We start from the raw sequence: 22060 nt of genomic DNA, 5'->3' as shown, positions 1-22060 counted from the left end.
CAATTTTTACCGAAGCTTTTCATCAAACTCTAAGCAAGCATTTCCACAAACTCGACCACTTGAGCAGAAGTTACTTGTTGTGCGATCAGAAAATCAACGAGTCCATCGAGTTTTTTACGGTTGTAGACGGTAGAATAGCCTTGAATCTGGCGTTCCTTACAGAACTGTCGCAGCTTCCGCGCGCCTAAACCCAAAAGCTTCTTCCTCTCTTCGGTAACGTCTACTAGCACAAGTTGTCTGGCTTCATCCGCAAACCTAGTTTCAACAAGTGGCGGCGCAGTTTCAATAATCGAAGATTCTGGTTCAGAAAATTCTTTTTCATTAGAAACAGCACCAATCACAGTCAAATCCCCCTGAGTTTCCAAAACTGGCGACTCTTCAGAAATCACCGCAGCGCTATTACTAACTTGAAGTGATACTGATTGAGCAGGGACAAAAATCACGTACAAGATTGGGAAGATAATCAAAAACAACTCGATTGGAAACAAAACATCGTTAACAGATTGCACAAAAGGTGATATTGCAAAAGCAGACATAATGTGATCCCTCCATGAATTACTGATGGGCGGCGTTATAGCGGCTTGCCACCCAGTAGCGGGGGGAAACCCCCGTACTGAGTGAAAGCTTTTATACGTATCCCATCCACCAGTAGGAGGAAGGAGGGTAAATTGCCTTTAAGCAATTAGACAAACCAAGTTTTCCAAAATTTGCAGTTGTTGAATTTTAGAAATTACCAATCCAAGATACAGAAATTACAAAAATGCGATTTTTCCGACTTGCACCCGCAGCTTTTAGAAACTTCCTTATTCATCCCAGCACTCCAGATTTTTTACTTTTAAGGTAGTTGACGTAACTAACCAAGTTATAGTTATATTTGAGTTCTTGGGGAACAAAAGTTGAGTAAGGATGCAGCGCTACACCATCACGGCGAAAGCGGTGACAAGGCGCATATATATCAAAAAAGATAGATATCTCATCACCATCAACCTCGATTTTGGCTATGCCCTTAAGTTCCTTCGTAAACTCCGAAACTCGCCCTGATGCTACGTAGTCAAAGACCACTACATTTCGAGTGCGGAAATACTGGATGTAGGAAAGAAGTCTCGCTTCCGTACCAAGCTCAAGCAGTCTATCAGAATGTTTCAGCAAGATACCGGAATAAGAAAAAGAAAACCTACGATTAGCGTATTCATCCCACAAAATAAGGTCGCCGTAAAACTTGCAAATATTCGCCTGATTGGACGATATTTCTCTATTTAAGCTTTCGACAACAGCATCATCTTCAAATGGAAACAACGCCTTACGTTCATCCCATTGCTTATCTGGACAGCAACCATCTTCAAACCATCCGTATGAATGAATGCCACAAACAATATTATTGGCACCATGCAGTAACTTACACCCAGCACACACTTGCAAATAGCAAGAAGTAAATTCTTCGCTATTAACTGCATTAACATAGCGTCGGTGTATATTTAAATGCTCCTCTAAAGCTTCACAAGGTAAAGGCTTATATGAGGAAAAAGTTTGTCCAATTAATTTGTCTGGATCAATTTCATCACAGATTACTGCCAAGTCATCAATGTGGTGAGAACGTAATTCCTCGTAAAGTACAAATTTTCGATACGGTTCTTCCTCAAATCTGCAAATAACCAAGCCCTTTAAATCAGAATGTCCCTCAAAATTCATCACCGTATAGGTGTAAATAAAAGGCACATCATTAGATTTTTCAAAGCTCTCATATTTTGTAAATACAAGCGGTTTTATGTCAGCTATTTTTGCAGGTTCTATCCTAGAATTAGTTTCCTCCGATTCTTCAACAATACTTAAGAAAGCACCGCCCAAGGAAGCAAAAATAATTCCGGTAAAGCCCAATACAATAGCACCAATGCCGGTAGAGGCAATTTGTTCAGAGCGTTCTTTCTCAACAATTGGGAATCCGCCCCTAGCTAAGTACAATAAACCCAAACCAGAAAAAGTTGCTATAGCGCCCAAACCAATAGCAGTCAAAGACACCATTCCAAAAGCAGCATTAAAGTTCCTCAAGCAATTAAACGCAAACTTCTTCAACATAATTCATCCCTCCAAAATGCAGGTCACAAGGTTTTTAATTACTCTCGCCCCGGTATGGATTGGGATTTGCTGAGAACTACACTACTAACCTACTCCTTACTCTATTAACAATTCCAAAACTATTTAATAGATTCGTCCTGGTTAATTTTCAGTGTCGGCAGTAGTTTCATCCTCAATAGTGATAGCAAGAGTCGAACTTGCTTTATTGCTTAAACCAACATTCCACCCGGAGCGGATATCACCAAAAAACGATATCTATAAGCCATATATCTACTGTCCAAGAGTCCAAGTATTAGTTTCGTTTAATTCCAATCTTTCAAAATAGTTAGCAAAACCTGGAAAGTGAAAATATTCTAACGGCATCCGAGATATTAATAGTAAAGAAAAATTTTCTAGTTGAGCTAACTGTTGTAATCGAAATAAGTCGTCGATAAAACTATCGCTAACAAAGTGTAATCTATCAAAATTATCTATCACCAGCAGTTTATTATAACCATCAGATAATTTGCTTATGATATTTTGCCAATCCTGCTGGTAGTAAAAACTGAAGCTAATAGGAATAACGTTGAATAGATGATCCACACTAAAAGGATATTCAAGATTGAGGTAAACAGACTCTAAGTTAATATCCTTGAGTAAACAGTTTTTAACAGTAAGAGTCTTACCAATATTTTGCTTGCCCCATAGGTTAATATTTTTACCTACATTTACCTGATCGATTAACTGACGGTAGTCTTTATAACGTAACATTATCGTCATCCTTTAAATCCAATATATCCATAAGTTAAATTGACACTAAATATGTGATTTTTTGACTATGCTTTTCTAAGCTGTTTCGGGAAAATTGGTTAGATACAATAAAATTATCTAACAGAAAATCAGGTGATTGTGAAAGTCTCAAAAGCACACCATCATCACCACTACTGCGATGATAATAATGAACTACAGGTGATTGGATAACTGTCAAGTTATCGTTACGGATTGCTTGTCCTGTAACCAGACCATCCATGATAAATTTGGCGGCAGCAGCTACGTTATCGCTATCTCGTCCAAAATTTTTGAGATACCAATGAAATTCAATCCAAACTGCACCATCCAAACAAAAATCACATTCTCTAACAAATTCACCAATTAAGTTTGTCCAGTACTTCTTAAGTTCAGCACTAGCTTGCCAACTCGACCGTGCCTGGTTGATAATTTCGTTCATACAAGGGGGTAAAGGCATAGTCAGTTCAAATATCATCTTCAACGCCACCTTTCAAGCTATTTAAAAAATCCTCAACAACATTTCTAAATTTCTTGTACGATCTACCATCTTGACGGGATAAATTAAATACCGCTTTGACAATTTCATCAAGTTGATAACCCTTTTGATGCAAATTCAAAATTGAGTTTCTTGCTTCCTCGTCAAGCTGTACCTTAAAGTTAAAACTGCCCTCAAAATCAGTTTTATGCTGTTTAGTTTTAGTATTAATTTTAGTAACAGCAGTGGTTTTAGATTTACCACTGTTATTACTATTCCTCTCGCCATACAAACTAGCTACAAATTCATCAAAGTCTAACCCAGATTTCCATGCTGTATAGGGGTCGTTCTGATTTTTAGCTTCTAGGAGTAATTGCTGGAAGTATTCAGGGTCTTCATCATCAGCTACATAAAGCGCCTGGAGTCGCAGCACTTCAGTCGTTTTGTACAAGAAATCTCCGTATCCCAGTAAATAAACTGCACGTTTGTCTTTATCGTCTCCAAGGATAATACAACTGTCTTCAGGGCGAGTCGTAACAAAGGCTGTCTTGGCTGGAAAGTTTGAGCGAATCAACGGATCAATCACGTTTTTATCAGGCCGTTGCGTGTACAACAGTACATGAATCCCTGCACCACCCGCTTTTGCAAGCAACTTCATCAGCGCAGTCTCAATGCGATCGCAGTAGTTATCATCGGAAAGTAGGTCAAAACACTCGTCAATCAGACAAATCACTCGCGGCATGACAAAATCAGGTGCAAACCGCAGGTTGTACTGTGCGATCGTTTCAATACTACTGTGGCGCTCAAATTCCTGGTAACGCAATTCCATTTCTTCTACCAAGTAATCTAGCAAGTTAGCGGTAGACTCTGCATCACGCGCAACTGGGGCAACAAGATGGGGTAGCCCATCAAATTTACCAAAGGTCACGCGCTTAACATCCGAAAGCGCTAATCGAACAACAGAAGGTGGATACTGCCGCACTAAATATAAGATTGCTGCTTTCTCAAATTGCGACTTTCCACCCCGCGTCCGCCCACCACCCAGGATATGAGTCACGTTGTCGCTATAAAGTGGAATTTCGACATAGGTGCCATCAACATCAACACCACCAGGAATAGATACAGAATGAATGTCAGGTTCACTGTCAAAAGTAAAATAATCGCGGAAATAAGCAAATTGTCTATCTAATCGGGGTATGTCAAATACAACTCCTCCAGGCACTACACTCACCATTGGTGCAAATTTCAAGCCTAACTCTTCACCAAGCTGCTGCACTAGGTCATTACCGATGTCTTCTACTTTTTTGTAACTAACACCCCGTCCCAGTTTTACTCTAATACGGTTAAAAGTAGGGCCATTTTTGGCATCAACATACTTAGCATTAATATTAAAATCTTCTAAGGTATCAACTAATAACTTCCCTGCCTGTAACATAGTTAAATTCTGTGAAGTAGCAATCTCATTTGCACCAGTATTTCTATCTAAATATTTAGGCTCTTTTAAAATAATTGAGCCATCACCTGTCAGTTTTAAATCTAATGGCTTACCTGTGGCACGCGCAACAAGCACTGCCGTTCGGTAACAATAGTTTTTAATGCATTTATCTCTAGATTTATTAGCTAAATCAGTAAAATAACTAGTTTCTTTATTTATTAAGAATAAATTATAAAGATTTTCTTGAACTACTTCATATCCAATCTGCTTAAGATGAATATTTTTGATTGATTCAATGTATTCAAATAAAGATTCAATTGGTGATATGTTAACTATCTCAATCATCTTATGATATACGTTATTTTGCTCCCACTGTGATGGCATCCGATTGATATGAATATATTCAAGTGCGTAACGTACAAACTCGTACTGGTTTAAAGTACAGTGTTCTGCACATATTGATAATACTTCTTCATCGTTTGTACCTGCAATTACTGATTCGTATATTGACTGAAATAAAAATTCTAAATTAAATTCTATAACCGGACGTGATAATTTTGCTCTAAAATCTATTTGTTGTAGAACAGTTTCAGCATAATAGACCATTGGGGAAGGTAAAGTCTCCCGTACATTATCTATAATCTCTTCATTGCCCAAACCATCTTGTTTTGCCTGCACAATTGCAGTTAAAAGCTGTTGTTTTTGAAATTCAATATTACCATTAGTGTCATTGCATTGTGATGATATCACTAAGTTTTCACCTCCTAGAAATTTCCAGCTTCTGTAATTGCTGCTGATAGTAAATTCTTAGTTTATCAATTGATTTAGCATTTTGGTTGTAATTATTACAAGGAAACGAAGCCCAAATTCTACCTACTTTGCATATCGCAGTATCAAACTTTCCTGCTTCAACATCACTTAACGCATTATTACGACGAATATATTCAATTGCCATCTTGTCCTGAGAAGCCGGGCTAAAATCCTTTAAGTTTAATTTTGGCTGAAGATCATACCAACTTTTATCCAACATTTGATAAGCACCAGCCGCAGTTGAACAAATATTTTTACCATTAATAGGAGCGCACTGTTTCTTTAACGGGTGTGTAGAAAAATTATTAAAAGTTCCATTAAATACTAACTTGTGATAACTTTCTGGCTCACTGGTTCCTGTTTCTGCCCAACGAATTGTCGCTAAAAAAGCACTCAACCGTGGTGAATAAGGATGTGGTGAGTAAGAACTTGTACTAACTCTTCCTCTTAAACTATTTAATGATACTGAAGAAACACCAGTACTTTGAGAAATTGAAAAATAAATGCCCAAAGTAATTAAGGAAGCAGTTGACAGATGAATGGGTTGAAAACGTAATATAAATTGACGGCGAGTATTTTGCATTAACTCAACTAAACTATCAACAATAAACCCAAATTGCCAACTATCAATTGCCTTACCAAAACTATGCATATAACATGATGGCAACTGACATGGCAGTGAAGCTACTCCTTGACACTCCCTGCTCTAAAGAGAAAGGGATTCTTGGTTCAGTGACTCGCCGTTAGACAATTGGTTTACACCAATTCCCCAAGAGGGCAAATCTCCCCAAGCGTAATTTCCCGTGTGCCCCACGGTACTTAATCCTAGGTTCAGGATATTTATACTGGCATTGACATCTCTGTCTTCTACATATCCGCAATGTGTGCAAATATGGGTTCTAGTAGATAGAGATTTATTCACTTTCTTGCCGCAGTTAGAGCAATTTTGGCTTGTGTTGTAAGGAGAGACAGCAACCGTTACCTTCCCATATTTATGACCAAAATACTCTACCCAACTGCGAAAAGTTGACCAACCAGCATCACTGATTGATTTAGCTAGATGTTGGTTCTTGACCATGCCTTTCACATTTAAATCTTCATAGGCTACCAAATCATTAGATTGGATGACGGAGTAAGCCAATCTCTTGCAATACTCTTTTCGCTGCCTACTTACTCTTAAATGCTTACGCGCATACCTATTTCTAGCTTTGTAGTAATTATTAGACTGACGAAGCTTGGCTTTATTTTTAGCTTGATTGAATTTCTTAGATTTTTTGCGATTAGCTCGATTCAACTGCTTTTCCGACTTGCGGTAAAACTGGGGCGAGGGTTCTACATTACCTCTACTATCAGCAATGAAATACTTTAATCCTAAGTCGATACCAACTACTTGATTTGTTGGCTGCGTTTTAACCTTAACATCAACATCAAGTACGAACTGAGCGTAGTAACCGTCAGCGCGACGTACTAAACGGACACGCTTAATTTGTTTAATGTCGTAGTAATTAAGATCATAAGTTCCCTTCAAATTGAGTGTTCCTATGCCTTTCTTATCTGAAAAACTAATGGCTTTACGAGTTTTAGAAAGCTTCCACCCAGAGGTTTTGTACTCCACTGATCGGCAATTTTTCTTAAACTTTGGGAAACCCTTTTTACCATTAATCTTTTTCTTGCAGTTATCGTAAAATCGGCTAATTGCGCTCCAAGAACGTTCCGCCGCCGACTGCCGAGCCATTGAATTTAGTTGAGCAGCAAAGGGAAATTCAGCAGCTAGTATCGCACAGTATTTGCTGAGGTCATACTTGCCTACATTTTTATTATCCATCCAGTAACGTAAACATTTGTTTTGGATGAATTGACTGGTGCGAATGGCTTCGTCAATAGCACGATACTGCTTGTCTTTTCCTTTGACTTTGAACTCATAGATTATCATGGCTCAACCTGATTTATCTCGACTGATTTAAGAAAGCCAAATTTATTTGGCTATATGCTTATATGCACCGGATTTATTCAGGATTTTAGGTATCACGACTCATAACTTTCAACGGGTTGCTAAATATTCGTGTAAATAAGGACGGGGGTTCTGTGTTACACCATTAACGTGAACTTCAAAATGCAAATGCGGCCCCGTGGAAAAGCCCGTACTACCTACTGCTGCAATCATCTGCCCACGCACAACTTGTTGTCCTTGCTGTACATACAGCTGACTGGCATGACCGTACAGAGTAGATAAACTTCCCTGATGCTGAATAACAACTGCTTTGCCATAACCACCCTTGTCGCCTGCAAAAACCACTCGACCAGCATCAATCGCATAAATTGGCGTACCCTTGGCTGCACCAAAATCAATCCCCGCGTGAAACTTGCGATCGCCTGTAATTGGGTGTATCCGCCAACCAAACTCTGAGGTAATAGGAGTACCAGCAGCAGTTGGAAAGACAATTCGACGATTATTTAAAACCTGATTACTACGAATAGTTTTTGGTAGTATTAGACCTTGGAGAGATTTAACTAACAGTTGAGATTCAATCCATCCAGAAACCTGGGGAATGACCATAGCTGCAATTAAAACTGAGGTTGCGATCGCATATCTCCAATTTCCACTCGAACTAGTATCGACCGTCTCATCCAAACTAGTTACAGTCGAATTACTAACCTCCTTACCACCGTCAGTTTCAAAGATTATTCGCATTGCCTCAACGCCTTTTCGCATTAGCAGGAGCAACCTGCCAACAACCAATCCTTGCAGTACTCAATACTTCCTCAAAATCATTCCTAGCCACACGGCAATCAGGAGAATTTAGCCCATTCCCAGATGTTGCAGGTTCCCTTACTTGAGGAGAGTAACGTGTAGGAACAGGAGTAGAAGATATATTCACGCCAGGTGCGGCAGTTGGGACAACAGCCGACGATGAAAACTGAAGCTTTTGTACCAATGCCACAGCATTACGCCAGTTATAAAACTGCAAATATCCCGGTTGCAAAATATCTGCAATCCATACCAGCAGTACGAACCAAAAAATTGCCTTTACCGTCATTATTCCAATTGCTTAACCACAGGCAGGGCAAAAGAGGGAACTTCCTTGGGTACAACTTCAATCTTCTTCCCAGACGCATACCCCGGCCCGGTATAACTGCCATTTAGGAAAAAATTCAACAGCATTATTAACAACCACACTCCCACACCAGCTACACCCACAGGAGATTTAATTACATCAGATAAAAAATATACTGGATACCAGCCAAATCTCCAGGGGTTTTGCGGGTGCAACCGATGTGCTTTCCAAGTCTCAATGTAGGGAATCTCTATCTGAGGAACCCTCGGCTTATAGGAAGTAGGTGCATTGATATACCTAACTTCTACTGGCTGAGTCTCATAAGTAGTCATGGGAGAAATGTTAGGTTGCTGATTTACCATTCCTCCTTGCTGCACCTGTTGCAACATATTTTGCAACCGATTTGCAGGCACGATTGCTCCGCCTTCAGAATAATCAACATCAAAGTTGCGGCGCTGATTTCTGTTCATAATATGACCTCAAATTAAGTAACTAGCTGGCGGGTTTATCATTTACCTGGGAGTTAGTATCTTCCCAAAAATCTTCATCCTGAAGTTGGGCGTAAAACTCCTCTGGAGATAACATTCCAGGTTGATTTTGCACTCCATCTTCAACAAATTGGCTACTATGTACTCGCCCTAACCCAGAAACACTAGAACGAGGAGAAAATTGGACTACATTCTTGGCAGAGAATTCGCTATTTAATCTCATCCCAGAAGAAGGTGATACCGGGGGCATTAAAGAAGGCTGAATGTCAGTATCAGAAGCACCAACATGAAGTTGTTGATTGCCAGGATTAGCCAAGTTATCAGACAGTTCGTCTCTCTCTTCAATTGCATTGTTGTAGTCAGAAATTCCCCAGCCTAAAAAACAAGTAAACCCAGCCAGAAATATAACTGCACTCATCCAATGCACTCCTGAATTGGGAGATGGCATCATCTCAACTGTTGTGCGAGTTGAACCTTCAAGGGTAGTACGAATAGGGGTACGTTTGACTGCCGCTACAACATTGAGCGAACACAAAGCTATGCAAATTATCGCAGCAGCAAACTTGACATACATGACATCATCCCCTCGATTTATTAACAGGCTGTTTATTAGGAACTGGCTGAGGTAATTGCTTCTTCATTTGTTGGATATACATCCGCCTTTGCTCCTCCCGTTGGTGTATTCTCTCGCGGATGTCTGCCACCTGTGCCATCTGCTCTACTGGGTCTAAATACCCCCGCGCTCGTAACAGCTGTGCCTGTGCAAGAGAATATGGTTCTTGAGCATTCTTAATCTGAATTAGCATTTGATTCAGATCAACCGATGGTTGAGATTCCAAATTTTGAGCATAATCAATTGCCTCTAATTTACCCAAAATCAAAACAGCAGCCGCCCCAGTTGGTATCTTCTCCTCAACTTTCGTACCATCGGTTTTGCGATACCCCCAGTAAAAAGTATTATTTCCAGAAGCCGCTTCTAGTAAAACATCCAGCGAGTTGAATTTAACTATCTCCAGTGCCGGCATATAGTGAAGGCGGTAAAATCCAGATTTCTCATTAGCCTGCATTCTGGATATTTCACCCCGCAATTGCTGTCCCCATAATGCCGCCGCCAACTGTCGCCAGCCCGTAAGAGTAGGCGCACCCTCGACTGAGGAGTAACTGGAAAGATGGTCTATATTGTAGTCAGTACGGGAAAGCTTTTCTAAGTACACTTCCCGAATTTGGGAAACTTGCGCCTTTACCTGCTGTACCTCCGATATTTGATTACCTGGAACCTGTTGCTTCCATCCAACCATCAATGCAACCGCCCCGATAACAGACAGCGCACTAACAGTTGAACAAACCGTCCACAGGGTAACATTTACCTTTTTCTTTCTGCGACTTGGCTGTTTATTTCGCACAGGTGTAGGAGTAAACATCGTCCACCCCTTACGTATTATCAACAACCAACTGCAATTGAGGGCGCTTGTTTAACTCTCGCGCGATCGCAATTCCCGCACCACCGACAACTATTCCAGTAAGTAGCAACAGAGGATGCAAGGCAAGGGTCGCCCCCACTCCCAATAATTGTCCCACCATCCCAGAAACACCCAGGTTCATCAATAAACCGCCTGCTGTGTTAACCAAAAAGTCAAATGCTGCACTCATAACTGCTCCCTGGCAATAATGCGACTAAAATCAGTAATTCCCTTGATGAGAGAAAAGTTGATTAGGTTTTTTGTTCGTCCCTGGTAAACCAAATTATTACTAGTGCCAGAATCAAGCCAACTAATTCGCCTATACCCACACCAATCAAAATTGGCTGAATACTCGGAATTTCTTGTCTCTCTTGAGTTGGGGGGACTGCTACCCACGTCCCAATAACAGTACCAGCTACTACCGAAAGTAAATTTATACCAACTGCCTGGGTAGATGTCTTTCTCAAGTTGAGTAAACTCTCATCCCGTATTTGATAGCAGATGGGTAGCATTTGAGCTACTATTTCTTCGGAGATTGCCCGGTTTTCGGCTGCGAGGACTTCAACTGTCTCGGCTGCTGTGTCGATGTACCGACCAACAGTGGATGAGTCTCTTCCCCCCAGTTCACTTTGCCGAAAAAATCGTTATTAATGCGCGAGTTAATTCGCTCTTGCGCTTCATCGTAACCAGGCGGAACGGAAGTATCACCTTCAGCAGGCGAACTGCTCCCATGAAAAACAAATTCTTCTAGAGCAAGTGTCGAAGATTCAAGCACCACCTTATGGCGTAATTCCCCTAACTGAATACCCCTATCTGCATCTCGGTAAAGTATTCCTACAAAGCTGTCGGGCGAAGCTTGTTCTGGGTCTATGCCAAATCGCTGTTTGATATACTCGCGTTTGTCGAACTTATGTTCGCCTACTTCTGATTTGCGATCGCGCATTGCAATCAAGTGCTGGGCTGCTTCTTCAAGGGACATACCTTCACGGGAGGCTATCTCTTTGAGTTGAACTAGCTGCTGCTCAACAGTTTCATCAAGCGTATCATTTGACTGCAAAGCTAAATCTAACAACCGACAGCAGGTACGTACTACATCAGGCGACACCTGCAAAGTCTCTGCCACTTTGTTGATATGCTTCATTTCGCTCAATTCTCCTAATTACTGCTTGCACAATTGGGTTATTTTTTTCTTCATCAGATATATGCTTAGTCAAAAAGTCATAAAGGCTTACGTCATTGACTTTTTGCAAATAAGCATCTAAGCCACCAGCAGGAATCACCTGCTGTAAATATTCCTCACAAGTCAGCCGCCGAATCTTGATAGCAACGTAGAAAACATCCGCAATCTCGACTGTTGTTGCATCAAAATATCCTCCCCGCTTTCGGGGTTTGACTATACCGGCATAGGGATACCACCGTTGTAAAGCGGCAATGGAAATCCCGTATCTTTCGGCAAGTGTTTTCTGGGTGTAAATAACGTTCTCACATATCATCAAACTCAATTCCAACTGAAAGACTTCATCAATTGAAAGCAAATTAAACTAGCACCTTACCAAACTGCTTGTAAATTAAAAAGCAATTTACAATTGATGTCACTTTAGTACAGGTATAGCTCAACTCAAATACAACTAAATTTCAGTTCATCTCCTACTAAACTGCACACTTGCCAAGTTACATACTGCCTGTTGAGAATGCAAGCACGTTTGTATATATGAGTTAAAAAAATAGAACAATACCTCTTTTGGTAAGAAACTGCTCTAACAGAAATATATAACGCGATGTGCTACTTAATAGTCTGTGACAAGTTTATTGAACTTTTACCCATTTATCTTGCCGTATCGTGTTATGAAAATACTTGCCTTCACAATCTGATAACTACAAAGCTTATTCTTCTTGAGAAATAGCCTGCTGCTGTTTCTTTATCGCACGCGCTATCAAAGGAGCTTTTTTTTCTAATCCTTGTAGAGTTAAATCCCCATCCAAATAAAGTTGATACCATTGTTGACGCTGGCGCAGGACTCTTTCATCATCCCGTAACCGCAAACGTTCCAAAGTAAATTCTGCCTTTTGACGTTGTTGCGGAGGAACTTTATCTGTTAATACTAATTGTAGGGAAGGAAGCAAAATTTCAAACCAATCTTCTCCCAAATCAAAAGGGTCAAGTACCTGGTCGTCAAGTGTACCTTTACTACTATTTATCCAAGCAGAAGCAAAGCGTAAATTGCTCCATTCATAAGCTAAATTTCGATAATTTTCACGGCTGCGATAATGATCTACTGTACCAACTGGTTCATACATAACGCTATAGCCACACAGATTACTAAATCCATCAGCTAAATAACTTTTGAAAGGCGACCAATAATCTCTGGTTCCTTTTTTGGGATCTGAGTTTTTTGCCAACCAAGCATTTCCTGGTTGTCGCACTTTTTTATCAAAATCAGGCGGTTCTGGAGGAGGGTTAAATGGCATCATCTGTGTTATACCTCTGATAACCCAAAATTTCTTTTCTCCGTTGTAACTATCCAACGGGGCCAAAATGGGTCATGTCCTGGTAAAACTCTTTGAAGTTCCTGATGAATTTGTATTGGTATTCTCAGATTTTCTGGAAACGCATTCATATCATCATCACGCATCCAAGCCTCTGCTGCTTCAATTGCGATTTCTGCTTCTTTGGAACGGGCTTGTTTGAGTCCAAAAATGTCTGAGGTTAACCATCCAACTATGTCCCCTTGTTTTGACCAAGGTACTTCGTCAAGGCTAACCTCTCTATCTTGTAATTTAAATAAAAATAGTTGATCTTTTTGCTCATTAAAATTTGGCTCTAAGGAAGCAAGAACAAGTGGAGAATGAGTAGTTACTAAAGCCTGTATCTTCATCCTGGGTTGTAATTCTGTCACCACAGATAAAATAGCTGGTAAAATCACCCTCTGCCAACGAGGATGTAAATGAGATTCAATTTCATCAACTAGTAAAACTATCTGATTTACTGGCTTTTGTTGTCGCAGTTCGGAAGCTTTTTTATGTTCGTACCAAGTCCACACTAGTAAATAAGCTAGTCCCAGAATACGCTTCATTCCGGCTGATGTTTGAGTGACAGGAACATTCCCGTAAGGTAGGTTAACTGTAGGAATATCGCGCACGTCTTCAATAGAAACTCGCGTTGTTTCTCCCATTTCTATCCATTCAGAAGGGTGAGGTGCAAGTTTTTTAATGACATTAGAAAAGAGTTCAAATGGATATTTATTGGGTTGATTCTGCCATGTCACCCAATCTTGAATTAGACCATTACAAATAACTTTACCTTTTGACTTTAATCCATTCCAAAGTGTATTTGGATTAAAATTATAAGCAATATCGCGTTGGCGAGCAGGGTCAAAAACAGAAAAACTACCATCAACCCGCACATAAATAACTACTTCTTTTAATAAAGGAGGCATTTGTAAATTACGCCATTGCTGTTCAGAAAAATCAAAGTGGCTCTGATATTCTCTTATATTTTTTTTATTGCTAACTACGGCTGTAATTTGCGGATTTTCACCTCTGACTCGCTGTGGGTACGCTGGTTGCTCCGCCCAATTTGTAGTCATCACCCACCATGCAATATCAAGTAAAAAACTTTTACCTAAACCATTATCACCTGTAAATATATTGAGCCTATCGGCAAATGCGACATCAAAATGGGCAGCTGGACCAACTTGTTGGAGGTGAAGTTCTTTTAACATTTGGCTCTCATACACAAATTTATATTGATCAACTTACTTCTTATAAATTAAAAGCTATATCTCTGGATGTTTGCAGTTTGCTGTAGCGAATTCACAGTCTTTGCTCAAGCTATTCGTAATCGTTCAATGTCCTTCATAGGAGGCGCACCAAACATCCGAGAATATTCGCGACTAAACTGTGAAGGACTTTCGTACCCCACCTGATAGGCAGTATGGGTCGCATCGGCATTCTCGGCAAGCATCAGGTGACGCGCTTTCAATAGTCTTAATTGCTTTTGATATTGCAGGGGACTCATGCAGGTGACTTCTTTGAAATGGCGATGGAACGAGGAAGGAGACATATTGGCTTGAAGAGCTAGATCCTCAACCCGCAGTGGCTTTGTAAAATCAGCCTTGATAAGTTTTATCACTTCAGCAATGCGCTGCATATTGCTGCCCGATGTGGCAATTTGGCGAACTGCTTCACCTTGTTCACCAATTAGCAAACGGTAGTAGATTTCGCGGACGATCATTGGTGCTAGGAATGGAATATCCTGCGGTGTGTCCAAAAGCCGTGTCAGCCTGATAGCACAATCAATCAACGATGGATCGGCATCGCTGATGAACCAGCCTCTAACCGAGTTTTCTTTCTTACCCATGCCTGGGTTAGTTTGAGCAATAATGTCACAGAGTTGAACGGGGTCTAAATCTAGCTTAAATCCTAGATACGGCTTCGCAGGTGTCGCCTCGATCGCACATCCACAGAGCGGCAAATCTACCGACACCACTAGATATTGAGCCACACCATACCCATAGGTTTCCTCATTTAGCAACACTTCTTTTTTGCCTTGAACGACAATGCCGAGAATCGGTTCGGTGACTCCCTGCATTGTGGCTGAAGTATCAGATTCCCGCATGAATTCTAACTGACTAATTGCTGTTGGATGAACACCGTTTCCCCTACTGTCAGTGTGCCGAGTCACTAATGCTGCCAGTTCGTCACACTTGCTGATTGCCGCTTCATAGTTGAGTGTTTCAATCACCATACTCAATTCCTGACTGATACCATCCTCATACGCTCATTATAGAGAATATTTCTCCCTTGCCAACGCCTGATTTGAGAGGATTAGGCAATCATCTGCGAGGTTTATGTATTTAGGGAAAAGCTTTTCAACCTTATGATGAACCCATGCTGAAAGACAAGGCTGAAAGGATGAGGCAATGAAGAGAAACAAGGCAAAAATTGCTTTAGTCACAGGAGCGAGCCAAGGACTGGCGAAAAATACCTCTTTGGCGCTGGCGAAAAAAGGGGTTGGTGTAATCGTGACGGATCGCAGCAGTGAGGCAAAAGTGAACAGTGTTGTTTCTGCGATCGCCTACTGTGGCCATTCACCCATCGCGGAAACCGATGAGTAAATACCCAAAGAATTGAAGTCTCTAGAAGCATATTTTTCTAAGTCAAATCAACCTCAACAGCAAGGACAGTCATCATGTTAAATGTAGAAAACAAAGTTATTGCGATCACTGGAGCCAGTAGTGGCATCGGTCAAGCCACCGCGAAGTTACTTGCTCAAAACGGTGCAAATGTGGTTCTGGGGGCACGGCGTACAGAAAAGCTAGAAGCGATTGTCAAAGAGATCCGCGACCAGGGAAACATTGCAGAATTCAAAGCAGTGGATGTCACCGATCGCGAGGATGTGAAAGCATTCATTCATTTTGCTAAAGAAAAATTTGGTCGCGTCGATGTCATCTTCAACAATGCAGGTGTGATGCCCTTGTCTCGAATGAATGCCCTGAAAGTCGAGGAGTGGGACACCATGATTGATGTAAATATCCGTGGCGTATTGAACGGCATTGCGGCTGGTTTACCGATCATGGAAGCACAAGGCGGCGGACAGTTTATCAATACTGCGTCGATCGCTGCTCACATGGTAGGGCCAACCAGTGCAGTCTATTCCGCGACAAAATATGCTGTTTGGGCGATATCTGATGGACTGCGCCAGGAGTCGAAGAACATTCGCGTGACCATCATATCCCCCGGTGTCGTTGAGACCGAACTCGGCTCTGAGATCACGGACGATGCAGTAAAAGGCTTCTTGAAAGAACTCCGCAAAACTGCCCTCACCCCTCAGGCGATCGCCCAATCTGTCTTATTTGCTGTGTCCCAACCGGATGATGTCGATGTCAACGAAATCATTGTCCGCCCGACAGCCAGCGCCTTCTAGGTATTGAAGACATCACTTCTGTGTCCCTTCTTTGCGTCATGAGCTTGATTGACTTTTACAGACTTTGTTGTTTCAGCCAGAAAAGAAACCTATGAGCCTTACCGCCTTCCGCACTCTTGGACACTCCGGCTTGATCGTCAGCCCGCTCACCCTCGGCACCATGACCTTCGGGACTCCGCGATGGGGTGCACCCGATGAGGTTTCTGAGTCCATCTTCCATGCCTATGTCGATGCTGGCGGCAACTTCATCGACACCGCCGACGTGTATGCCAAGGGTCGCAGCGAGGAACTGATTGGTAGCTATATCGCCGATCGCAGCCTGCGCGACCAACTAGTGCTTGCAACCAAGTTCAGCTTTCATGGCGGCGAACCGGGCAACGCGAATGCGGGCGGCAACGGACGTAAGAACATGCATCGGGCGCTTGAGGGTTCGCTGCGCCGCCTCCGTACCGACTACGTTGACCTCTACTGGATGCACACCTGGGATATGGTAACGCCCGTTGAAGAAGTACTACAGTCGCTCGGCGACCTGGTGGGCGTCGGCAAGATCCGCTACTTCGGCTTCTCAAATGTGCCAGCCTGGTACACTGCTAAGGCAGCGGCGATCGCCACAGCGCATAACATTACCGGGCCCATCGCCATGCAACTGGCGTATTCGCTCGTTGAACGCAGCATTGAGCGCGAACATCTGCCCGCCGCCCGTGAATGCGGTCTCGGCATCTGTGCCTGGAGTCCGCTTGCTGCTGGTTTCCTCACTGGCAAGTACCAGCGCGAGGAGGTGGGGGCGAGCGGTCAAGGACGGCTGATTGGCCCCAATCCTTTCGGCAACCAGATGTTCACCGATCGTAACTGGCGCGTCCTTGATACCCTGCGAACCGTGGCAGAGGAAGTCGATCGCCCCTTGGCGCAGGTTGCCCTTGCCTGGGTTTTGGCACAGTCTGGCATTACCTCGCCGATTCTGGGTGCCAGTAAGCTCGATCAACTGCATGACAATCTGGCATCATTGGACATCCGCCTCACCCCGGAACAGATCCGGACGCTGGACGAGAGCAGTGCCCTTGATCCCGCCTTTCCCTATAGCATCTTCACCAGCGAGGTGAATCGTAGCATTTTCGGCGGCGCGATCGTCCAAGGCTGGAGGTAGCTGCTTCGGTTGTATTGCAAAGTACTTTAGTACTTTAGTAACTTAAGGTAGTCGATCTAACCAAATTCGAGAACAAGTTAGCCAGCAATTGCTAGGAGGATTGTAATGCCTAACTGGAGTGCAATTGAAGCAAGTTTTTTACGTCAACCCCACGCGCAACAATTAGGAGAATTGGCAGCTAGTTTGGCACGCCTTAACTCTTGGTCACAAAAGAGTGCAATTCGTGAATTAGTTCCAATATTGTTGTCAGAAAGTTTGTTGTACGTGTCTTTAATACAACAAAAAAGTGAAATAAATAATGTTGAATTAAATCAACTCCAAGACTTATTACAAAACTTGATTAATGTTTGGGACAAATCAATGGAAATTACAGATATTGCATCTGTTGCGTCTACTTGGTCACAGCGAGTATTGGAGATGTCGGGTTTGCTAGCTTCTTAAATCGTTGAGTGCATAGTCTTAAGTAATGCGCTTGACCACTGCGATCAGCTACGCTGGGCGGTTACGCCATCGCTCCTCAGTAAATACTGCTGTATCAAGAGTCGGCAGTCGCGTCATTATCAGTGGTAGAGTATTTAGAAGCAATAAAATAATTATTTTTGCTTGGTAATTAATTAGATTTTGCTAGGGGATTATGAGAATACTACACAGCAATTTGCTCCCAGCTAGAATTCTCCTCAAGAATATTTTTTTCATCAAGAGAAAGTATTTTAGGTTGCATTTGTTGTAGGTCACGCAGTACCATTTCGGTATCCTCAGCATTAAATTTATAGTACTCAGTTAAACTCCCTATGGGATAATTAAAGTTACGATAGCGGTGTTTGAAATATAATTCAATGTTTCCCCGATGCTCCCAAATTCCTAATACTCTAATAGCAACACTGGAATAATGAGCAAGTAAATCAATTTTTACTTCTGCTACTCGCTTGACAACGGATCTTTGGGTTACTCCTATCTTGTACAGAGTGCCAATATTCGTTTCAATCTCTAAAAAATATAGGCTAGAGGATAGAATACGTTGAAGTTGAGCGCGGTAGAGTTTTAAATCAGTAAGTCGATATGCTAAATCTGGAGCATTTTTGTATTCGGCGTGTTTAAAAGCTAGCTCAAATTTCAGCAGTTTTTTAAGTAATAGTGGCTCCTGTACATCATTGAACCGTGCAAACTCTAGCGCTCCAACAGGAATTTTACCCAAATCACTAAATTCATACTCAGGTGGGGTTAAGTATAGGTTTTTTCTTAACACTCCTGCTTTGAGTAAACTAGAAGTAATTAAGTAGGAACTAATAGGGTAATTTTTGGCTCCGTACTCCTGCCAAAGCAGCTTTAACTGTGCCAAATCCTTGCCAGATAATTGAACGTTGAAATTGTCATAGAGTGGCAGAGTAGGGAATTCTCGGTTAGCTATGGGGCGGCAGGTTTCTTCATTATGAGCAAAATGATGCTCTTTCACCTTGCCTTTTTTAGCAGTTAGACTGCTATTACAGTAAGGACACTTAAGTGAAGTCTTGCCCCTGTTGATATCTTCAATACATATCAAGATACCTTCTTCATTTACACCATATTTCAGCCACATTGCCACACCATTACTGAATAGTTAAAGTTGCTCTTACTAGTGTGCTTTAACTTTTCCAATATGTCTCTATCTTCTGGAGTAATATATGTTGATTTTAAGAATTAATGCACCAATTAAAAACCCCTCCAAGGTTGGAGAGGTAAAGTAGCTTTTCAAAGGCTGTACTGAAACTATGCTTTATTCAAAGTTGCCAATACCCATCATGTGATAAGCAATAACAGCAGTATCAAAGGGTTGCAGGTAATTGATATTTATGGGATTACTGGGTAAAGTAATTGATATTTCACTCTTGTTAGAAGTAGCTGTTTGATTGTTAGCGATTCTAGGTAGTAAAATAGAACCAACAAGATTTGCCAAATTGAGTGGGTTAGCGAGTTTCATAGGTGATTCTGTGTTAGTTATTGAATATATATATTTAACTGAAATAATCTAACAACTTATGCATCACCAGACACCTCTCGCCGTGGAAGCCCCCGGATTTATCCGTGGGGGTAAGGCGTAGGCGAATTTATTCGCCGTCTCAAAATCCATAGGAATACCCATCCTTTTTGTGAATTGCTGAACAATATTTGTGACTAATGCCCGATATCCTTCCCTTGTTTGTAGCTATATCAAAACTACCCGTGGCTCGACATAAAACACGTCCAACATAGACACCTACCTTCTTCCCACTAGTAACAACTGATTTGATGATGTCGCCAGTACTAAAACCAAAATGAGTTTGTTTATTTGTCCGATGACGAATTGCAAAACCAAATTTGTCAGTACCACACATTTGGCGATTACCGTGACCATTAGCTGTAATTAATAATCGTTTAACTCCTTTAACAATTAGTTTAGGTGTCGATTCCCCAACACAGGCGGCATCCAACCAATGTGTTTTTTCTAGATTTTGTTGGCTACGATTAAATTTGGTTAAACCTCCTGAACCCGTTTCTACAGGTAATTTAGTTGCTTTTAGGGTTTCCAATAATGCAAAGCGAGTTGTGTTAACTGCTGCTGCATCTGCTAATGGTCTTTTAGCTTCTTTCAGAATTATCTCTAGCCTTGAAGGGTCTTTTCTAAGAAAATATTTAATATCTTTAATCCCTTTTTTTACATTACATTTTTCGCAACTCAGTGTGAGGTTTGTAATTGAATTACTGCCTCCTTTTGCTCTTGGATGAATATGCTCTATTTGCAACTGAACGTCTTTTATCCCGCAGTAAGCGCAAGTCCTGTTCCACTTTTCAAGCAAGTACTCGCGAGTCTCAAAACCTTGAAGCGTACCCTGTTGATACTCATTACCTTGAATACCCGGATTCCGCATCAACTGCATATCAAAGCGTACTAGCTCTTGACTAATAGCCTGAATCGATGCAAATCGGCGTAATTTATCAACCCAAGTTTTGATATTGTCAACTCGACTTTGTAGACTAGGTGCTAGCCATCCCTTTGGACGATTTCTGTTTAAAAACCTTGGTTGGCGATACCGCGTTTTTCTAGCGCGTCTACCACGTCTTAATTGTCGTCTAGAGGTTAAAGCATCTCTGATTGCAAAACCTCTGTGTTTCAATTCTGCTGCAAACACAACCTCTCCACTAGCGTCGTTGACTAACGCAATTCCTGTGTGTTTTGCACCAGGATCAATTTTTAACCTAAGTGCTGATGTAAGACAATCAAGACGCGATTCAAAAACAATAATCGTGAAAGGAAAACGTCTAAATACTGCTGCTTGTTTGTTTCGTAATAACTGCCTTGCTTGTGCTGAGTGTATTGGGTCTAATGGTCGTTTGTTTCGGTCGATAACGAATACTTTGCACATAAGTGCCTCCTTGCGGGTAATGTTAGCTTCGTCAATGTTTAAGGTCGGTAACTATCTCAAAAGCACTGGCTTAACCCTTGTAGACCTGTTTAACTTTTAAGTTCTAGAGCAGGGAACTAGCTACGCATTCCCCGGTAGGTATTGAACTCTTGCCTTAAACGTAGTTCAGTGAAGAACTTAGACTGGTCAGATTAGGACTTTTTCAAGCCCTCGGATTTATCCGTGGGGTTTCTGACAGTTAATCATTTGTAGGTGCGAACGCTCTTTTTTCGTCTCTACGAGACGCTACTCGCGTTCGCTTCAATGAAGAGCGACATGGCTGGCGCTTACCACAATTCCTGTGATTCAATTTTTTATTCCTGAACCACCAACTCTTGCAGTAAGGCATCATTTATCCTTTGTGCCTCTTTTCCAGTACTTTCCATGATGTCAAAAGCCTGCTGCACCACAGCTTGAACTGACTCTGGCAATGATTCAAATTTTTCCGAATTGAGTATAACGATGCGGCAACCTGGGTAAGGCATAAAATCAGTAAAGGGTTCCATCCCCGATGTAATCAGAGTTTTGCTAAGTTCCGCGATGGGATGATGAGGCTTTTGGTTGTCCTCAGTGCGGTTGATTTCTGATGCCATGTAGCCGCAAAACCAACTCAAAGTGTCAATATCTTTCTGCAATGCTGCCAAAATACCCGTTACTACTCGTTCGTTGAGGTTGACAGGTAGATAATCAAAGATGCTGTCTAAGGCTTCTGGGTGTCGCTTGTGGGAATAACGCACCGCAGATTCAATAAGTTTATCGATTTTAGTAGGTTGAGATTGCCCAAATCCCTTTGCACACATGGCACTGCCTCAAAATTTACGTGCTGGAAGACGCGATTTTAACAGAATTAGTGGGGCGATGAGCAGGAGCCGGGAGTACATTTATTTCGCAACACTGCCCGGTAAAACCGTTTGCTGGCAGCAACATCAGCAACCCGTAGATGAACATGGTCAATCAGGCGACCTCGATGGAATTCCATAGTGTTATCTTGCCTCTAAAAATGAGT

At 41.7% G+C, this 22060-nt stretch carries 28 protein-coding genes and 1 pseudogene; 6 read left to right on the top strand and 23 right to left on the bottom strand.

Features of this window, described 5'->3' with window-relative positions:
* Window positions 1-29: 29 nt before the first annotated feature.
* The 19 genes and pseudogenes from ACWATR_RS30690 to ACWATR_RS30600 form a co-directional block, all read right to left on the bottom strand.
* Window positions 30-536: a hypothetical protein gene (locus tag ACWATR_RS30690; RefSeq protein WP_094352030.1), complete on the bottom strand. Its 507-nt coding sequence runs from the start codon at window positions 534-536 to the stop codon at window positions 30-32.
* Between the two features lie 271 nt (window positions 537-807).
* Window positions 808-2073 (bottom strand): hypothetical protein, encoded by a 1266-nt coding sequence (locus ACWATR_RS30685; RefSeq protein ID WP_460341200.1) that lies wholly within the window; start codon window positions 2071-2073, stop codon window positions 808-810.
* Window positions 2074-2343: 270 nt separating this feature from the next.
* The gene (locus ACWATR_RS30680; protein WP_460341197.1) at window positions 2344-2823 is read right to left on the bottom strand and encodes an ATP-binding protein; all 480 of its coding nucleotides are present in this window, start codon (window positions 2821-2823) and stop codon (window positions 2344-2346) included.
* A gap of 34 nt (window positions 2824-2857) precedes the next feature.
* A complete protein-coding gene (locus tag ACWATR_RS30675) occupies window positions 2858-3316 on the bottom strand; it encodes a RusA family crossover junction endodeoxyribonuclease (protein WP_460341194.1) in 459 nt (152 codons plus the stop codon).
* The gene (locus ACWATR_RS30670) at window positions 3306-5501 is read right to left on the bottom strand and encodes a DNA translocase FtsK (RefSeq protein WP_460341191.1); all 2196 of its coding nucleotides are present in this window, start codon (window positions 5499-5501) and stop codon (window positions 3306-3308) included. Before ACWATR_RS30670 ends, ACWATR_RS30675 begins: the two co-directional genes overlap by 11 nt.
* Before the next feature lie 7 nt (window positions 5502-5508).
* Window positions 5509-6252, bottom strand: a pseudogene (locus ACWATR_RS30665) (glycoside hydrolase family 24 protein); the annotation flags it as partial.
* Between the two features lie 15 nt (window positions 6253-6267).
* A complete protein-coding gene (locus tag ACWATR_RS30660) occupies window positions 6268-7494 on the bottom strand; it encodes an RNA-guided endonuclease InsQ/TnpB family protein (RefSeq protein WP_375449195.1) in 1227 nt (408 codons plus the stop codon).
* Window positions 7495-7602: 108 nt separating this feature from the next.
* On the bottom strand, window positions 7603-8253 hold the full coding sequence (locus ACWATR_RS30655; RefSeq protein WP_375449194.1) for a M23 family metallopeptidase: 651 nt from the start codon (window positions 8251-8253) through the stop codon (window positions 7603-7605).
* Between the two features lie 4 nt (window positions 8254-8257).
* Window positions 8258-8599: a hypothetical protein gene (locus ACWATR_RS30650; RefSeq protein WP_460341186.1), complete on the bottom strand. Its 342-nt coding sequence runs from the start codon at window positions 8597-8599 to the stop codon at window positions 8258-8260.
* Window positions 8599-9087 carry a hypothetical protein gene (locus ACWATR_RS30645; protein ID WP_460341183.1) on the bottom strand — a complete coding sequence of 163 codons (489 nt, stop codon included), beginning with the start codon at window positions 9085-9087 and terminating at the stop codon, window positions 8599-8601. Before ACWATR_RS30645 ends, ACWATR_RS30650 begins: the two co-directional genes overlap by 1 nt.
* Window positions 9088-9109: 22 nt before the next feature.
* Window positions 9110-9679 carry a hypothetical protein gene (locus ACWATR_RS30640; RefSeq protein ID WP_460341180.1) on the bottom strand — a complete coding sequence of 190 codons (570 nt, stop codon included), beginning with the start codon at window positions 9677-9679 and terminating at the stop codon, window positions 9110-9112.
* Window positions 9680-9683: 4 nt separating this feature from the next.
* Window positions 9684-10526: a phage terminase large subunit family protein gene (locus tag ACWATR_RS30635; protein ID WP_069072465.1), complete on the bottom strand. Its 843-nt coding sequence runs from the start codon at window positions 10524-10526 to the stop codon at window positions 9684-9686.
* Window positions 10527-10536: 10 nt separating this feature from the next.
* Entirely contained in the window at window positions 10537-10755 is a 219-nt protein-coding gene (locus ACWATR_RS30630) for a hypothetical protein (RefSeq protein ID WP_011316696.1), read from the bottom strand.
* A 61-nt stretch (window positions 10756-10816) separates the two neighbouring features.
* Complete coding sequence (locus ACWATR_RS30625) at window positions 10817-11077, bottom strand: hypothetical protein (RefSeq protein ID WP_039744742.1); 261 nt, start codon at window positions 11075-11077, stop codon at window positions 10817-10819.
* An 8-nt stretch (window positions 11078-11085) separates the two neighbouring features.
* Window positions 11086-11637 carry a hypothetical protein gene (locus ACWATR_RS30620; RefSeq protein WP_460341447.1) on the bottom strand — a complete coding sequence of 184 codons (552 nt, stop codon included), beginning with the start codon at window positions 11635-11637 and terminating at the stop codon, window positions 11086-11088.
* 22 nt (window positions 11638-11659) lie between these two features.
* Entirely contained in the window at window positions 11660-12058 is a 399-nt protein-coding gene (locus ACWATR_RS30615; protein WP_029631351.1) for a hypothetical protein, read from the bottom strand.
* A 391-nt stretch (window positions 12059-12449) separates the two neighbouring features.
* On the bottom strand, window positions 12450-13037 hold the full coding sequence (locus ACWATR_RS30610) for an HNH endonuclease family protein (protein WP_460341175.1): 588 nt from the start codon (window positions 13035-13037) through the stop codon (window positions 12450-12452).
* A 5-nt stretch (window positions 13038-13042) separates the two neighbouring features.
* Window positions 13043-14287 carry an AAA family ATPase gene (locus tag ACWATR_RS30605; protein WP_460341172.1) on the bottom strand — a complete coding sequence of 415 codons (1245 nt, stop codon included), beginning with the start codon at window positions 14285-14287 and terminating at the stop codon, window positions 13043-13045.
* A gap of 104 nt (window positions 14288-14391) precedes the next feature.
* The gene (locus tag ACWATR_RS30600; RefSeq protein WP_460341169.1) at window positions 14392-15312 is read right to left on the bottom strand and encodes an AraC family transcriptional regulator; all 921 of its coding nucleotides are present in this window, start codon (window positions 15310-15312) and stop codon (window positions 14392-14394) included.
* Window positions 15313-15487: 175 nt separating this feature from the next.
* On the opposite strand from ACWATR_RS30600, the gene ACWATR_RS30595 reads away from it, so the two are divergent.
* The 5 genes from ACWATR_RS30595 (at window position 15488) to ACWATR_RS30575 (ending at window position 18245) form a co-directional block, all read left to right on the top strand.
* The gene (locus ACWATR_RS30595) at window positions 15488-15682 is read left to right on the top strand and encodes an SDR family NAD(P)-dependent oxidoreductase (protein ID WP_029631356.1); all 195 of its coding nucleotides are present in this window, start codon (window positions 15488-15490) and stop codon (window positions 15680-15682) included.
* A 74-nt stretch (window positions 15683-15756) separates the two neighbouring features.
* The gene (locus tag ACWATR_RS30590; protein WP_460341164.1) at window positions 15757-16491 is read left to right on the top strand and encodes an SDR family oxidoreductase; all 735 of its coding nucleotides are present in this window, start codon (window positions 15757-15759) and stop codon (window positions 16489-16491) included.
* A 91-nt stretch (window positions 16492-16582) separates the two neighbouring features.
* On the top strand, window positions 16583-17635 hold the full coding sequence (locus ACWATR_RS30585; protein ID WP_460341161.1) for an aldo/keto reductase: 1053 nt from the start codon (window positions 16583-16585) through the stop codon (window positions 17633-17635).
* A 105-nt stretch (window positions 17636-17740) separates the two neighbouring features.
* Entirely contained in the window at window positions 17741-18076 is a 336-nt protein-coding gene (locus ACWATR_RS30580) for a hypothetical protein (RefSeq protein ID WP_322733500.1), read from the top strand.
* A gap of 25 nt (window positions 18077-18101) precedes the next feature.
* On the top strand, window positions 18102-18245 hold the full coding sequence (locus tag ACWATR_RS30575; RefSeq protein ID WP_334987677.1) for a hypothetical protein: 144 nt from the start codon (window positions 18102-18104) through the stop codon (window positions 18243-18245).
* A 33-nt stretch (window positions 18246-18278) separates the two neighbouring features.
* Here ACWATR_RS30575 and ACWATR_RS30570 read toward each other — a convergent pair whose 3' ends face one another.
* The 4 genes from ACWATR_RS30570 to ACWATR_RS30555 all read right to left on the bottom strand — a co-directional run bounded on the left by ACWATR_RS30570 (window position 18279) and on the right by ACWATR_RS30555 (window position 21854).
* Window positions 18279-19211, bottom strand: a complete 933-nt coding sequence (locus ACWATR_RS30570; RefSeq protein ID WP_322650816.1) for a competence protein CoiA family protein — start codon at window positions 19209-19211, stop codon at window positions 18279-18281.
* Window positions 19212-19388: 177 nt separating this feature from the next.
* A complete protein-coding gene (locus ACWATR_RS30565) occupies window positions 19389-19592 on the bottom strand; it encodes a hypothetical protein (RefSeq protein ID WP_460341156.1) in 204 nt (67 codons plus the stop codon).
* Window positions 19593-19731: 139 nt separating this feature from the next.
* Window positions 19732-21015, bottom strand: a complete 1284-nt coding sequence (iscB, locus tag ACWATR_RS30560; protein ID WP_460341151.1) for an RNA-guided endonuclease IscB — start codon at window positions 21013-21015, stop codon at window positions 19732-19734.
* Window positions 21016-21368: 353 nt separating this feature from the next.
* Window positions 21369-21854 (bottom strand): hypothetical protein, encoded by a 486-nt coding sequence (locus ACWATR_RS30555; protein ID WP_460341148.1) that lies wholly within the window; start codon window positions 21852-21854, stop codon window positions 21369-21371.
* Here ACWATR_RS30555 and ACWATR_RS30550 point away from each other — a divergent pair.
* Window positions 21853-22035 (top strand): hypothetical protein, encoded by a 183-nt coding sequence (locus tag ACWATR_RS30550; protein WP_221704736.1) that lies wholly within the window; start codon window positions 21853-21855, stop codon window positions 22033-22035. The two genes, ACWATR_RS30555 and ACWATR_RS30550, sit on opposite strands and share 2 nt — an antisense overlap.
* The last annotated feature ends 25 nt before the right edge of the window (window positions 22036-22060 follow it).

The sequence above is a fragment of the Nostoc sp. UIC 10890 genome (assembly GCF_054786515.1).
Note: the sequence above shows the minus strand (reverse complement) of the source record. Positions and strands in the feature narration are given on the sequence as shown.